Genomic DNA, 14932 nt, shown 5'->3' on the forward strand with positions numbered 1-14932 from the left:
CACATCGAAACCTTCATTGCTCACTACAATGCCACGACCAAACCCTTTGTCTGGACCGCCACAGCTGATTCCATCCTCGGAAAAATCAACCGACTATGTAAAGCTATTGACGGGACAAGACACTAGAATCTATAGCTGCTCACAATCAACTCGTTCAGAGCCAAACCCCTAAGTCACCCTGAGCCTGTCGAGACGTGACTTACACCATGCGACACGTCATGCTTCGACAGGCTCAGCATGACTTGCCCTCTCACCCCTCCACCCTCGGCAGCTCCCGCTCCAGCTCCTTGTCCTCGCGGAAACCGAGCACATAGTCGGCCTGCATCAGGGTGTGGATCTCGCGAGTGCCCTCGTAGATCGACGCCCCCTTCGAGTTGCGATAGAACCGCTCCGCCGGGTACTCGTCCGAGAACCCGTACGCCCCAAACACCTGCACGGCGTTGGCGGCGGCCGCCTCCGCCTCGCGGCAGGCGATCCACTTGGCCAGCGACGTCTCTTTCGTGTTTCGCTTGCCCTGATTCTTCAGCCAGCCCGCTTTCAGCCAGAGCAGGGTGGAGGTTTCGTAGCCGGCCTCCATGTTGGCGATCATCTGCTTGACCAGTTGGTGCTCGGCGATATTCTGCCCAAACGTCTTCCGGTCGAACGCGTACTTCACGCAGGCGTCGCGACAGGCCCGAATCAGCCCGCACGACCCGGCCGCCACCGTGTATCGCCCCTGGTCGAGACAGAACATAGCGATCTTGAACCCCTGCCCCTCGCCGTAGACGAGGTTTTCCTTGGGTACGCGGACATCCATAAACGAGATCGACCCGGTATTGCCCGCTCGAACCCCCAGCTTGCCATGTATAGTCGCGGTGGTAAGTCCGGCCAGGCCGCGTTCGACTATGAACGCCGAAAGGCCGCTGTGGTCCCGCTTCTTTTTCTTTTCGAGATCGGTCCACGCAAACACGAGAAAGAAATCGGCCATGTCGGCCAGCGAAATCCACATCTTCTCGCCGTTGAGGACGAAATAGTTGCCGTCGCGGACAGCAGTCGACTGAATCCCGACCACATCCGACCCGGCGGCCGGCTCGGTCAGACCGAACGTGCCCAGCTTCTCGCCTTTGGCGCAGGGTACGAGATACTTCCGCTTCTGCTCCTCGTTGGCCCAAGTGAGTATCGGCAGTGAATATAGCCCGATGTGTACCGACAGGATTACCCGGGCCGAGGTATCCCCATACTCAAGCTCCTCCGAGGCCAGCCCGAGCGAGATATAGTCCGTCCCCAGACCGCCGTACTGCTCCGGCACACAGAAACCGAGCAGGTTCGCCTCGGCCATGGCCGGAATCAAGTCCGGGTTTGGTTTCTGGGCGCGGTCGAATTCGCGAATGTTAGGAACGACGACTTTCTGGGCGATTTCGCGGGCGATATCCCGCACCATCAGTTGGTTTTCGGTGAACGAGAAGTCGATCATCAGAACTGAATCTCCAATTTGATTAACCCACAGCAGAGCTATGGGCTGCCCTCGCGAAATGAGCGATGTCGGGTTTCTCGCACGAATGGTCAATGCTCGGAACCCGACCTACATGCCTACACTAACCTGCCCGGAGCGCCGCGGCAGGCCCTCATCTGCCGATTGGGGCAACGCGTGCCGAAACCGACCAAAGCGGTCTGGTATCGATCTACAAGAGCACGACCCGCGTCGAAACCACAGGGGTTTCGACCTACAAGACTATAGTCAAAACCTCCGCACCGGTCAATCGATCCTGAGATTGCCCGGCGGGACGGATTTGCGTATACTGCCCGCGCGAAAGGCAACTCCCGTCATGGAAGATTACACCCAGGTCAAGGCCGATTTGGTTCCGTATTCCTCGGAGTACGCAGCGGTGGTGCGGTCGTGGATCGAATCCGAGGAAACCTATCAACTGGTCTGCCGCGGGATCAACTTTCCGCCGCCCGATGACATTGTCGACAGCTGGCAGCGCCAGGGGGTGAAGTCGTACCTGCTCATTGCCAACCGCAAGCCGGTCGCCTACGGCGAACTGTGGGAGCGGAAGGCGGAGATGGCGGTCGAGGTTGCCCATGTCATTGTCGACACCTACCTGCGCTCGCGCGGCTACGGCACCACCCTTTTGCAGCTTCTATACAACCGGGCCGCAGAGCTGCCGGGGGTGCTTCGAGTGCTGATTAACCTGTATCATGACAATTCCGAGGTTCTCGGCTGTTACCTGAAAGCCGGGTTTGAGATTTCCAGCACGGCTACCCATGTCGAGGGGCTTCGCCTGGTGAAACTGGTGGAAAGATAGAACGAATCAGTTATCCATAGACAGGAGTTACGCATGATAAAGAAAGTCGGCATAGTCGGGTTCGGGCAGATGGGGTCCGGGATCGGCCAGGTGGCGGCGGGCAAAGGGTACGAAGTCATCGCCCGAGAGGTCACCGACGAATTATTCAAGAAGGGAATAGGCTACATCACCAAGAACCTCGACAAGGCAATCGAGAAGGGGAAAACCGACGCTCAGCACAAGGCAGACGTACTTCCCCGTATCAAGGGTACAACCAATCTCAAAGACCTGGCCGATTGCGATATCATCTGCGAGGCGGTGATCGAGAATCTTGAGGTCAAGAAACAGGTTTACAGAGAATTAGACGGGGCCTGCAAGCAAGAGACGATATTCGCGTCGAATACGTCGTCGTTGTCGATCTCAGATATGGCGGCGGTCACCAAGCGACGTGACAAGTTTTGCGGCTTGCACTTTTTCAATCCGGTTCCAATCATGAAGCTGTGCGAGGTGGTCAAGACCATCGATACCAGTGAAGACACTTACAAGACTGCTTTCGCCTTTGCTGAGTCGCTCGGCAAGGCGTGTGTGACCGCCAAAGACTCGCCGGGGTTCATTGTCAACGTACTGCTGGTGCCGTATTTGCTTGACGCTATCCGGCAACTCGAACACGGCCTGGCCTCGCGCGAGGATATCGACAACGGCATGGTGTACGGGTGCGGGCATCCGATGGGTCCGCTCGCGCTGACCGATTTTATCGGGCTGGACACGATTCTGTATATCGCAGACATCATGTTCGCCGAATTTAAGGATTCGCATTATTCGGCGCCGCCGCTTCTGCGCCGGATGGTCAACGCCGGTTACATGGGCAAGAAATCCGGCCGCGGGTTTTATGATTACGGGAAGAAGTGAGATAGATTGTGAGGGGCAGACGAGGACGTCTGCCGCCCACAATAAGAAAAGGAACTAAGAATGGCTGACTACAAGAACATCCTGGTCGAAAAGAAAGACGCGGCCATCGTCCTCACGATCAACCGCGAGAAAGCGCTCAACGCGCTGGACCGTGACACGGTCGGCGAACTACATCATTTCATCAGCTCTCACTGGAACGACCACTCGTTCAGCGTGCTGATTATCACCGGCGCCGGCAAGGCGTTTGTCGCCGGGGCCGATATTGCCGAGCTGAAAGATCTCGACGTACAAGGCGGGATCGAGCTCTCCGCGCGCGGCAACTGGCTGTTCAAGAGTATCCAGAACTTCCCCAAGCCGGTGATTGCGGCGGTCAACGGTTTCGCGCTCGGCGGCGGGTGCGAGCTGGCGATGGCTTGCGATATCCGGCTGGCGTCGGAAAAAGCGAAATTCGGGCAGCCGGAGGTCAACCTCGGCATTATCCCCGGCTATGGCGGCACGCAGCGGCTTGCGCGTTTAGTCGGTAGGGGCAAGGCGATGCAGTTGATTCTAACCGGCGAGATGATTACGGCCGCGGAGGCGCACCGGATCGGACTGGTCGATGAGGTCTATCCGGCCGAGGAGTTGCTCCCGAAGGCGCTTGCCATGGCCGCGACGATTGCGTCGAAAGGGCCAATTGCGGTCCGCATGGCTAAAGAGAGTGTCAATCGCGGTCTGGATATGCCGCTATCGAACGGACTGGATCTGGAGAAAGTGAATTTCGGCGCGGTGTGTGGCTCGCACGACAAGACCGAAGGGTGCGCGGCGTTCCTCGAGAAGCGCAAGGCTGAGTTCAAAGCGAAATAGTACCGTAGAGCAATATCCCTGGGCTGCTCGCGACAGCGAGCGACCGGCAATTCTACGACCGAGGGTATGTTTGAAGCAAACCTGCCCTCCAGGACTTTTTCCCAACCATCCCCTCGTTTCAACTGTATATTACTATATGGCAGAGCGGTGGTCATATTTGGCTATCGGGTTAGTAGCGTTCGTGGTGGTCGGGTCGGCGCCGGCTCAGGTGCCGCTGATCGAGTTCGACACCGCGCAACTGTCTGATTTCACCCGTCCCCCGGCCCGCCTGCAGGGGCGGACTCATCCAAACCCGTCGGCAATCAGGGTCGCGAGGCTGCACTACTCAGGCGGCGGCGACTGGTACTGGGGGAGTTCGGCTGTCCCGAATTTCCTAAAGTTCGTGCGCGATAACACCGCCATGCCGGTCGATACTGTCGAGCGCCAGGTGCGTATCACCGATCCGGAACTGTTCCAATACCCGTTTCTATTCGCCACCGGCCACGGCATAGTGAGTTTTTCGCCCGAAGAACGGGAGCGGCTTCGCCAGTACCTGGCCGCAGGCGGGTTCTTGTTTGTCAACGACTCGTACGGCATGGATAAGAACTTCCGCAAGGAAATGGCGAATCTGTTACCGGAGCGCGAGGTAATCGATCTGCCGTTCGATCATCCGATCTACCACTGTTTCTACGACTTCCCCAGCGGCCCGCCCAAGATTCACGACCATGACAAGCAGGCCCCGCGTGGGTACGCCGTTATCGTCAATGGCCGGGTAGTGGTTTATTTCCTGGTGGAGTCGGATATCGGCGACGGCTGGGAGGACGAACAGGTACACAACGACCCTCCGGACAAGCGGCAGGAAGCTTTCCGGATGGGGCTGAACATACTTACGTATGCCATGTTATATTAGGTGATGGTCCGGTGCAGCCGGCAGAGTCACCTGACTGCACTACTCGCCCGATAATAGTCAGGACAGCAATATGGCCTCAATAAAGTCAACCTCGGAATTGATCAAGCGGCTGCATGCGGTACTAGTGCGCCAACGCCTGATATTATTCGTAGCCGGCCTTCTGGCCACTATCGCCGCGTTAGCAGTTGTGTTCGTGTTTCTGGCACTCGTAGCCTATGTCTGGGTGCTGCCAGTCTGGTTCAAGGTTTCCCTGCTGACCCTGTCTGCGGTCACCGTGGCGTGGCTGGCCTACGGGTACGCGATAAAGAGAATGTTCGACGGCAGTGTCGACTCGGTCGCGCTGGCGCTCGAGTCGGCCAACCCCGAGCTGAAGGGTCGGCTCATCGCGGCGGTGCAGTTTGCACGCATGAAGCTGCCGGCGGGGTATTCGAGCGAACTTATCAAGGCAGTGGAATCCCAGGTGCTTCAGAAATCTGCCCATGTCGATTTCAATCAGGTGGTGACGTTCCAGTCACTTCTGCGCACGGGACGGAATTTCGCGGTCACCGCTTTGGTGGTGCTCGGACTGTTGGCGGTCGCGCCGGGCTTTTTTGGATACGCGCTCGAAGTCTACTCCAATCCCACCACCAGAATCGCTCCGCCGGTGGCTTATCAACTGATGGCCGTCCCCGGCTCGACTGAATGGATCAAATACCGCGACATCACAGTCGGCGGCGTGCTGCTGGGCGAGCGGTTTCCGGAGAAAGCGTCGCTGCATCACCGTCTCGCCGGTGGGAGCTGGCAGAAGACTGAGTTTGACATTAAGTCACTGACATCGACAGCCACCGCTGTCGGTGACTCGGTGGCATTCAATCTCACTCTTCGCCAGGCGGATCGCTCGTTCGACTACTATGTGCAGGCAGGTGACCTGCGCAGCGAGGTGTATCGGGTCGATGTGGTGGATCGGTCCCGTCTCACCGGCATCAGCCTCTCGATTTTCTATCCCGATTACACCGGCCTGTCTCCGCTCACTATCGATGAGAACAACGGGTCGTTCTCCGCGGTGGTGGGCAGCCGTGTCAACATTAAGATCGAAACCAACCTGCCGGTGGCAACCGCCGAGATGGTGTTCGAGGACAGCAGCCGTCAACCGCTTAGTGTCGAAGGCCGCTCCGGTACGACCTCGCTTCGCGTTGACAAGTCACTCGGCTACCATATCGAGTTGACCGATCACCTGGGCGAGAAGAACCCCGATCCCATCGAATACTACGTGACCGCAGTGCCGGATCAGTATCCGACAGTCGACGTTCTCCGTCCCGGTTTCGACGTCAACCTCAACGACGATATGCTGCTGCCGCTCAAAGTGCGCATATTCGACGACTACGGGTTCAGCTCGCTGGTGATGAAATACCAGTTGTTCAGCGGCGGCAACGGATCGGAGGAACATGTCGCGGTGCTGAACTTCTCCGATCGCATCAAAACGGAGGGAGATATCGAATTCAATTGGGACATGGATGTGCTCGGTATGTTTCCCGGCGATTACGTTGCTTACTATTTCGAGGTGGCCGACAACGACCGCATCTCCGGGCCGAAAATCGGCCGCTCGCGCCGCTATATCGCAAGGCTGCCATCGCTTGATGAGATTATTGCGGAGACGGAGCAGGAATCCGAGCGACGGATCGCCAATGTCGAGGATTTGGTTCGCTCCGGCAGGGAGTTGTCGCGACGTCTGCAGGAGGCGGCGCGCAAGCTGGAGTCACAGGGGGCGACCAATCAAACGTCGGATTGGCAGCAGCAGAAGGAACTCGAGACGATCGCTCAGCAGAATTCGGACTTGACCACGCAGGTCGAGAAACTAGCCGAACAGATGGAAAAGGCTCTCGACCGGATCGAAGAGAACTCGCTGATGTCGCGGGAGATTATCGAGAAGCTGCGGGAAATCCAGAAACTGTTCGAGGAAGTCGCCACGCCGGAGATGCGTGAGGCCCAGCAAAAGCTGATGGAGATGATGCGCAGCATGGATCCCGAGCAGTTGCAGCAGGCCATGAAGGATTTCCAGATGTCCCAGGAAGAACTGCTGCAGCGGCTGGAACGAACGTTGACGCTGCTCAAGCGGATGCAGGTACAGGCCAAGATGGAGGCGATGATTCGCCAGGCCGAGGAACTGCTGCGTAAACAGGACAAGGTGAACGATGATACCGAGAAGGCATCTGATGAGGCCATGCCCGGGCTGAGCAAAGCCGAGCAGGAGAATGCCGACGCGCTCGACGCCCTGAGACAAGAGGCGGAGGAGTTCCGCGAGCTTCTGAAAGAGGCGCAGCTCGAGCAGTCACAGGAAGCCCAGAAATTCGCCGAAGCGGTCGAGCAAACCGACGCCGATCAGAGCATGAACGAAATGACTGGGGCGCTGAAGAATAAACAAAAGCCCAAAGCGAGCAACTCCGGCAAACAGTCCAGCTCCCGTCTACTCAAGATGCTCGATCAAATGCGCCAAATGCAGATGGCCATGAATCAGGACGATACCGAAGAGATCAAGAAACGGATGCGCAAGGCGATCGACCACAGCAATAATCTGTCGCTCGACCAGGAGGATCAGATTCGCGGCGCACAGGAGATTGTCCCCGGTTCGGTGGTCATTCGCGATATGGCCGGGAGTCAGCATGACCTGGCCGAGGCCAGCGCCGGGCTGCACCAGACGATCACCGAGCTCGGCAAGCTCTCGCCCTTTGTGGCCGCGGAACTTCGGGGCCTGGTGAGTTCGGCGATCCAGAACATGGAGATGGCCACCGCCGAGTTCTCCGAGAAGCGCGGGCCGGAGGGCGTCCGCTATCAGACGGAGGCGATGTCCGATCTGAACCGGGCCACTACGCGGCTGATGGAGTCGCTCGACCAGTTGAACCAATGCCAGAGCGGCGCCAACTGCGACAAGGGGATGGCCAAGATGGAGTCGCTTTGCAACAAGCAGAACCAGCTTAATCAGGCCACTCAGGGCATGTGCAACAGCCCCGGCCAGGGGGGACCGCCCAGCCAGAGCGCCCAGGGCGAGGAATTCCGCCGTGGCCTCGAGCGGCTGGCAGCCGAGCAGGGGTCAATCCGAAAGTCGCTGGAACAGCTCGATCAGGAATTCGGTGCATCGCGCCAGATTCTCGGACGGCTCTCCGATATCGCCGAGGAAATGAAGGAAGTCGAGGAGTCGCTTGAGAGCGGCGATGTCGGCCCGGAAACATCAGAGCGCCAGTTGCGCGTATACTCGCGCATGCTCGAGGCGGCGCGGTCACTCCAACGCAAGGACTTCACGGAGCAGCGCCAGGCTACCTCGGCAACTGAGCGACCCATTCTGATCCCGCGAGACCTTCCGCAGGGACTACTCGATGAGCGCATCAACATCGAAGACCGCCTGCGCCGATTCCTCGGCGACAACTACCCGCCCCAGTATGAGGAACAGATTAAGGCGTATTTCCGTGCTCTGCTTAAGGCCGAGTCCGAGCAGAACCAGTCGGTCGGCGGAGGCTCCCGTTGAGGCAAGTCGCCGCCATAGCGATTGCAGCGCTGGGGGTCGTGCTAATCGGGGCGACGCCCGGTTCTGCCCAGGAGGTAAAATCTCCGTTCGAGGGCAAGCAGATTATTGGGTTTCAGCCGACCAGCGAAGACAAAGTCACCCTCGCCCGGAAGCTGATCGGTGCCCAGCGTTTCCAGGAGGCCGCCGATCTGCTCGAAGGGCAATATCAATCTCAGCCGGATAATGAGCTTCTACTAAACTTACTTCGGACCTGCTTCGAACAACTCAAGCAGTACGAAAAAGTCGAACTACTCGTTCGCAGGCTCGCCGAAAGTCAGCCGGATAATTACAGCCATCGGCTGTACCTGGCTGAACTACTCGTGCGGATGAATCGGTACCAGGACGCGCTGGTGGAGTACGAGCGGGTCGACCAACTGCTGGAGAAGGCCGGCCCCGCCGGTACGATTGTCCTGATCCGCAGCCTGATCAACGGCGGGCTCGACAGCGCCGCCTTTGTCCGTCTCGAACGGGCGCGGGCCGAATCGGGGGATCCGTCGCTGTTTGCCCTGGAACGGGGCAGCCTCTTCGAGCGCCGCCAGCGGTACCGCGAGGCGGTGCAGGAATACCTGCCGGTCCTGGTGCGGGAGGACAGCCCGGACTCTGACCAGGCCGAGCGGCGTCTGCTAGCGCTCCTAGATTTTGAAACTTCGTCGAGACCGGTCGAGAACATCCTGAGATCGGTCGCCGACAGCGCCGCCGGCGTGCGAATCATGAGGCTGCTGGCCGATCACTATCTCAAAGCCGGCAGGTATGACGAAGCCTTTTCGTATTCGCTGCGGCAGGATTCGCTCGAGGGCGGCTCCGGTATCACCCTGATGACTTTCGCCCGCCAATGCCAGGAGCGGCGTATCTGGCCCCAGGCGGTGCGCATGACCGAGATTATCCTGCAGCGGCATCCCGAAGAGCGGTTTACCGCTGAGGCGTCGTTCACGTGTGCCCGCGCTCTGGCGGAGCTGGGACGTATCGACGAAGCCGCGCAGGTCTACACCCAACTGGCCACCCAGGCGCCCGATTCGCAGACCAGGGGCGATGCGGTTTACGGCCTCGGCGTGCTTTCGTCGGAGTTTCTGCACAACTACGACCAGGCGCTCATCTACTACGATTCTGTGGTCAACTTCTATCCGCGCGGCAGAGGTCTCTTGATGGCGAGCAAGGCGGCGCCGCTGTGCCATCTGCGCATGGGGCGTCTGTCGGAGGCCCGCAACCTGCTTGCGAACCTAATGCAGCAGCGCCTGCCTGACCAAATCCGCGAAGAGGTCACCTATCTGACCGGCCTGGTCGAGTATTTTGACAAGAAGTACGACACCGCCGAAACGATATTTCGCAAACTGATGGTCGATTTCCCTGGGGGGTTTTACGTCAATGACGCGCTTGGTCTGGTGCTGGCGCTCGGTGAGGCGGGCGGAGCCGGGACCGCTCTGGATGATCTCTCCGGAGCGATGTTCGCCCTGTTTCGCCGTGACCCGGACTCGGCCCGGCAGCGGTTCCAGGCAATCGCCGACTACCAGCCGCCTCTGCTGGGAGATCTTGCTCTGTATCAGTTAGTTGAATTGGAATTGCAAACCGCCGATTCGACGGCCGCCCTCGGGGCTATAGATCGCCTCGATAAGGAACACCCGGACTCGTACTATCGGCCGCTCGGGCTGAAGCTCAAGGCCGATATTCTGGTGGCGTCCGGCCGCGATCTGAAACAGGGTATGGAGCTGTACCGGTACCTGCTGGAAAACTGCTCCGAGTACCCGTTTGTCCGGGAAGTCAGGGAAAAGCTGAGAGAACTCGACTCGCGCCTGCCGGTCGGTTAAAACTCGACCATTTTCTTCTGCTCGGACTTGAGCTGGGAGACCTCGCGCTCCAGGTTAAACACCCGGTTCTGGAGCTTCTCGGTCCGTTTCTCGCGGGCTTTGGTCGTGGTCCGGATCAACAAGGCGAGCGAAACCAGCAGGAACACCACCGAGTTGATCTGCCGGAAGATTTCGCCCATGTTGAACACCGAGTCGAGAAAAGCCATCACGCCCAGGAAGAACAAGAGTGCCGCCCAGATAAGCATATACTACCTCCGCGTCTGGATTGAACCTGTCTGTTGAGACTGCTTTAAAACCAATGCAACCGTCTCGGGATACGAGCTTTGGGCTTGAACTCTGCCTGACCAAGCTGTTATCCTATGCCATTATCGGCTGTTGAGTCGCCAGGATTTAGGAGGACGTTTTGACCGCTACCGATTCTGAGAAGTCCAATTCATTTGACCGAACCAATGCATATGTCGCCGCGTTTGTCTTTCTCGTCTCTTTCATTGTCTATGCCATGACAGTGCAGCGGTCGCTGCCGTTCTGGGACTGCGGAGAATTGATCGCCTGCGCGGTAATCGGCGGAATACCGCACCCGCCCGGCTTTCCGCTTCTGGTACTGATCAGCCACATTTTCTCGAAAATCCCGTTTGTGGAAGATGTTTCCTACCGGGTCAACTACGTTTCGGTCATTTCATCGGCGTTTACGGCGCTTTTCAGTTATCTAATAACTGTCCGTCTCGTTAGGTATATCCAGGGTGAACAAGCGGCCGAGACCCTCAACCGTTTTGTGGCGTACGCCAGCGGGGCCGCGGGCGGATTCTTTGTCGCGTTCTCGTCGACCAACTGGGGGAACTCGGTCGAGGCGGAGACCTATGCGCTGTCGCTGGCACTCTCGACTGCGATCTTCTGGCTCGCCCTGCGCTACCATGAGCGGCGCGATCAGCCCGGCGCGAGCAAGATCATGATCCTGGCCATGTACCTGGCGGTGCTCGGAATCGGCGTGCACATGACCGTTTTTCTCGTGGTTCCGGTCTGCGCCATTTTCTTCATCCTCAACCGAGACGCCGGTCCGAGAGAATTCCTCATGATATGCCTGTTCGCTCTGATCGAACTGCTCCTGGTCATTGTTTTCTCCGGCGGACGGGGCGGCCCGACAGTTTTCAAGTTCATGTCAGTGATCCTTGGCATCATTCTGCTGGTCATGTTGTATAGGCGTATTCGTTGGGGTGTGTTGATCGCTATCGGCATTACGTCAAGCCTAATGATCAGCTTCAGCCTTTACTTCTGGGCCTTGCCGATCGGGGTGCTGCTGCTGGTGGGGCTGGGGGTGTTGTCACAAACTCAGGGCTGGAATTTTCAGTGGCGCTCGGCGCTGGCGGTGCTGGTAATTGGATTTATCGGGTTTTCGGTGCATTTCTGGGTACCCATCCGCTCCGGTCTTAATCCCCGTATCGATGAGAACAACGCGTCGCGCGACTGGCACACATTTGTCAATTTTCTCGACCGCAAACAGTACGGGCAGGTTTCGATGGTCGACCGTATGTTTACGCGCCGAGGTGACTGGACCAACCAGTTCGGCCGGCACCCTAACATGGGCTTTTGGTCGTACTTTGAAACGCAGTATGGCGGACCGGGCCGATGGGGGTTTGCGCCTCTTTTCATACTGGGACTGCTCGGAGCGATTGTCGCCATCCGCAAGCGTCTCGAAGTCGGTATGCCCTTCTTCACCTTGCTGATTCTCGCCTCGGTGGGTTTGATTCTGTACATGAATTTCGCCGACGGCACCCGCTATAATCCTGCCACCGAAGACGCCTATCTCGAGGTGCGCAACCGCGACTACTTCTTCACCCCGGCGTTTGTCTTTTTCGGGATTGCGATGGGCGCAGGTATAGCGGCGGTAGTGAGCATTCTTAGGCGGTTCCTGGCAAATTCCGCGTACGAGCGTCCGATCGCCTACGCGGGTTCACTCCTGGCGTTGTTGCCGCTGATACCGCTCTCCGACAATTATCATCCCAATGATCGTTCCCGGAATTTCCTGGCGATGAACTATGCCAAGGGCCTTCTCGACGGATGTCGCGAGAACGCCATTCTCTTCACGGTAGGCGATAACGACACGTTTCCGATCTGGTGCCTTCAAGAGGCATACAACTACCGCAAGGATATTCGTGTCGTCAATCTGTCGCTGCTCAACACCGATTGGTACGCGGCGCAGATGAAGAACCAGTACGGGGTACCGATCTCCCTGACCGATGAACAAATCCTCTGGCATCCGTACGAGCTGCCGGGCGGCATCCAGACTTCCCGGCCGCTAAAATCGTTTGCCGATCGCCCGCGCCGACGCATGAGCTACCTGCATCAGCAGTTCTCCGGCATACCGGTGCAGGATATGATGGTGGACGAGATCGTAATCGAAAACAAGTGGCAGTACCCGATCTATTTCTCGGCGCCCCCATACGCCGATTCCCCCTTGAAACTGCGTGAACACGCGGTCCACGACGGCCAGCTTTTCCGGCTCGAGCGTGACCCGGATCCGCTGATGGTCGACCTGGATCATGGCTACGAGCTGTACACGAAAGTATACAGTTTCGAGGGTCTCGAGAATTCGGTTGTGTTCCGCGATGACAACGCTACTGGTGTATTCGGGGGGCTGGGTATGGCCTCGCTTCGAATCGTTGACGAGCTCTACCGCCAGGGGGACACCGCGCGCGCCGAAGAGATTCTTAATCGCTTCATCAGGGATTTCCCTGAATTCTGGCAGCCGTATACCACGCTGGCCGAAGTGGCCCTGCAGATGCGCGACACCGCCCGGGCGCTTGCGCTCTATCGGCAGCTTCACGACACGCTCGTGGCTTTTCTGGCGACCAACCCGCGCAATCAGTACTACCTGCAGGACCTGGGAACCGCCAAGTATGAGCTGGGCCGGATCAGGAAAGACACTGCGCTGCAAGAGGACGGCGTGCGGCTGCTTCGCGAGGGGTGGGCGATAGACATGAACAGCGGGTTGGCATTTAGGAAGCTGATTACGGTACTGGGTCAGTCCGACCTGCGCGGGGAGGTAATCGAAGTGGCGAGGCAGTACGCCAATTACAAACGGAATCGCACCGATCCGTTGGTTCAGAGCCTGCTTGGAATCACCGGGCCGTAGGGCTCGGAATGTTGTGGGACGGGCGGATCACTCGGCCAGGCGGTAGCCATTGCGGCGACGGTACTGCCCGTTGTCCATCTCGATCATTCGCCGCTCGAGCAGCTCGCGCCGCACCGAGGCGCAGTCATCGACATGCCGGCTGATCAGCCGGTCCAGTTCCTTTTCGCTGTAAAGCCGGTTAGGCTCTACCTGCGCCAATATATACTCGAGCAGGTGGCGACGCTTTTCCGTGGGTGTCGCGCGGCGTGCAGGCTGCCCAGGCCGGACACGGCCGTTGCCGGTGATGCGTGGTGAGGACGGGCCGGCGCCGGTATTGGCGTTCGATTCCAGCCACTCATAGACGGAGGGTTCCGGTATACGCCACTCTTTGCCGATTTTATACGCTCTTATCTCGCCTGCCTGCACTTTGCGGGTGATGACCTGCACGTTCATCTTGAGTTTGTCGGCCAGCTCCGATGTGGTAAAGAACTCCGTGTTCTTGATGATACCTTCGCTGTAGTTCAAGCCTTGCACTCCATGGCGGTTTCTAATTGGAGCCGAATCTACTATCGGTCAAACGGCGATCAACAATTTTATGTTGAGGAAACGCAATTTGTTTGTCCGCCCAACAGGCCGGTGAACCGCAGAGGTGAGTGTGCTAGCTTCCCCGCTGTCGAGATATGTGATTGACACCATCTCTCGCGCGTGACTTATTCCGCCTAAGTGAACACCCTGGTCTACTCTGTGCTCTGCCTGATCTGGGGGTCCACGTGGCTGGCCATAAAAATCGGACTTTCCCAGGCTCCGCCTCTTACGACCGCGTCGCTACGGTTCCTGCTCGCCTCGCTGACCCTGTCATGTATCAGTCTGGTCCGACGGCATACTTACCCCGGAAGCCTACGTGAACTACTCCGTCTCGGCTACCCCGGCATCTACATGTTCGGACTGAGCTACGCCCTGGTCTATCTCGGGCAACTGTATGTCAATTCCGCCACGGCGGCCGTGTTGTTTGCATCGTTCCCTTTCTTCATTGCGGCTCTGAACTGGTGGCTGAACCGCTCGGAGAGACTGAGCCCGCGAGGCTGGCTAGGGATGGTGCTTGGGTTTGGCGGCGTAGTAGCGATTTCCTATGATTCGCTGCAAACTTCGGGCGACATTTTTCTCGGTTCGCTGGCAGTACTAGCGGCGGCACTGGTGTCGGCTTACGGTGTCGTGCTGCACAAGAAGAGGTTTGGCGATGTCAACATCGTGGTGGCGGCCAACGTGCAGATGATATCCGGCGGCATTCTGCTGCTGATCGCCGCCTGCCTCGCGGAAAGTTGGGCTGATTTTCATGTTACCGCCAAGGCGGTCGGCTCGATAATCTACCTCGCACTGGGAGGTTCGGTTGTCGCGTTTCTTGGATACTTCTGGCTGGTTAAGAGAATGCGCCTTACTGTCGTCTCGCTGATAGCGTTTATCACGCCGTTGGTGGCGATCCTGATCGGAGTGCTGGTCGCCGAGGAGTCCATAACCGCGATGGAATCCGCCGGAGCGGGATTGATCCTTTGTGGCGTTTTGTTGGTGATTCGAGCGTAG

The 14932-nt window shown here is 58.2% G+C and carries 12 protein-coding genes; 9 read left to right on the forward strand and 3 right to left on the reverse strand.

Translation table 11 applies throughout. The annotated features are described in order from the left end of the window. On the forward strand, window positions 1-126 hold a 126-nt coding region (locus tag AB1772_08805; GenBank protein ID MEW5796448.1), incomplete at its 5' end, for an IS630 family transposase. Window positions 127-250: 124 nt separating this feature from the next. Here the strand turns inward: AB1772_08805 and AB1772_08810 are convergent. Further along, on the reverse strand, window positions 251-1453 hold the full coding sequence (locus AB1772_08810) for an acyl-CoA dehydrogenase family protein (GenBank protein MEW5796449.1): 1203 nt from the start codon (window positions 1451-1453) through the stop codon (window positions 251-253). A 352-nt stretch (window positions 1454-1805) separates the two neighbouring features. On the opposite strand from AB1772_08810, the gene AB1772_08815 reads away from it, so the two are divergent. The 6 genes from AB1772_08815 (at window position 1806) to AB1772_08840 (ending at window position 10245) form a co-directional block, all read left to right on the forward strand. After that, window positions 1806-2285 (forward strand): GNAT family N-acetyltransferase, encoded by a 480-nt coding sequence (locus AB1772_08815; protein ID MEW5796450.1) that lies wholly within the window; start codon window positions 1806-1808, stop codon window positions 2283-2285. A 33-nt stretch (window positions 2286-2318) separates the two neighbouring features. Then, window positions 2319-3173, forward strand: a complete 855-nt coding sequence (locus tag AB1772_08820; protein ID MEW5796451.1) for a 3-hydroxybutyryl-CoA dehydrogenase — start codon at window positions 2319-2321, stop codon at window positions 3171-3173. 60 nt (window positions 3174-3233) lie between these two features. After that, entirely contained in the window at window positions 3234-4016 is a 783-nt protein-coding gene (locus AB1772_08825) for an enoyl-CoA hydratase-related protein (GenBank protein ID MEW5796452.1), read from the forward strand. A gap of 136 nt (window positions 4017-4152) precedes the next feature. Next, on the forward strand, window positions 4153-4905 hold the full coding sequence (locus AB1772_08830) for a DUF4159 domain-containing protein (GenBank protein ID MEW5796453.1): 753 nt from the start codon (window positions 4153-4155) through the stop codon (window positions 4903-4905). 70 nt (window positions 4906-4975) lie between these two features. Continuing rightward, on the forward strand, window positions 4976-8404 hold the full coding sequence (locus AB1772_08835; GenBank protein MEW5796454.1) for a DUF4175 family protein: 3429 nt from the start codon (window positions 4976-4978) through the stop codon (window positions 8402-8404). Continuing rightward, window positions 8401-10245, forward strand: coding sequence for a tetratricopeptide repeat protein (locus AB1772_08840; GenBank protein MEW5796455.1), 1845 nt, complete (start codon window positions 8401-8403; stop codon window positions 10243-10245). Before AB1772_08835 ends, AB1772_08840 begins: the two co-directional genes overlap by 4 nt. Here the strand turns inward: AB1772_08840 and AB1772_08845 are convergent. Then, on the reverse strand, window positions 10242-10490 hold the full coding sequence (locus AB1772_08845; GenBank protein ID MEW5796456.1) for a hypothetical protein: 249 nt from the start codon (window positions 10488-10490) through the stop codon (window positions 10242-10244). The two genes, AB1772_08840 and AB1772_08845, sit on opposite strands and share 4 nt — an antisense overlap. A 158-nt stretch (window positions 10491-10648) precedes the next feature. Between AB1772_08845 and AB1772_08850 the strand changes: the two genes are divergently transcribed. Continuing rightward, entirely contained in the window at window positions 10649-13375 is a 2727-nt protein-coding gene (locus tag AB1772_08850; protein MEW5796457.1) for a DUF2723 domain-containing protein, read from the forward strand. Between the two features lie 27 nt (window positions 13376-13402). On the opposite strand, the gene AB1772_08855 is transcribed toward AB1772_08850, so the two are convergent. After that, a complete protein-coding gene (locus tag AB1772_08855) occupies window positions 13403-13879 on the reverse strand; it encodes a DUF2087 domain-containing protein (protein MEW5796458.1) in 477 nt (158 codons plus the stop codon). Between the two features lie 198 nt (window positions 13880-14077). Between AB1772_08855 and AB1772_08860 the strand changes: the two genes are divergently transcribed. Beyond that, entirely contained in the window at window positions 14078-14932 is an 855-nt protein-coding gene (locus AB1772_08860) for an EamA family transporter (protein ID MEW5796459.1), read from the forward strand.

This window comes from Candidatus Zixiibacteriota bacterium, assembly GCA_040752815.1.
GTDB lineage: Bacteria > Zixibacteria > MSB-5A5 > GN15 > FEB-12 > JAGGTI01.